Source organism: Vibrio sp. 2134-1 (genome assembly GCF_033339495.1).
Genome location: NZ_JAWOUS010000967.1, coordinates 1 through 515, shown reverse-complemented (window position 1 = coordinate 515; position 515 = coordinate 1). Strand labels below are relative to the sequence as shown.

Annotated in this window: 1 pseudogene; it reads right to left on the bottom strand. The window is 45.6% G+C overall.

Annotated elements, in window-relative coordinates:
* Window positions 1–206 precede the first annotated feature (206 nt).
* Window positions 207–515, bottom strand: a pseudogene (locus tag R7R78_RS29520) (copper transporter); the annotation flags it as partial.

Genomic DNA, 515 nt, shown 5'->3' with positions numbered 1-515 from the left:
TCATGTCGTGGTTTGCACCAGATAGGTACTGATTAACGCCAAACCCTAGTGCCCCGCCAACAAGCAGAGCGATGGTTGCTACCTTGATTGAATTTGAACTCATTCCTAATTCCTTATTTTCCCCATGAGGCATGACAGCGATGTTGATTGTTTATTGGTGTGCATTCGCCATCGTCCCCACACTTGGGTTCTTTCATGTTTTTGTTTTAGTTCGCGCTTGCTTCAGGCGTGATGTTGGGTGTGGATACTTGATATTCGAAACCACCCAATAAAGCTGCTAAGTTGCTGTTTACGATGTTTAAATCGGTAATAAGACGTTGCTGTTCGAGCTTTAGCGCCAGCTCGTCTGTGCTTGCCATGATCACGTCATTAAACTGTGCGGTATTGTTTTGATAACCCCTTTCTACCGCGTGAATACGAGCTTGAACTTGGGGAAGTAAGGTGGATTGATAACGCTCTAAACGCTGACTCAAGTTGGCGCGATCAACCAGCAATGTGTTGACCTTCGCGTTCAT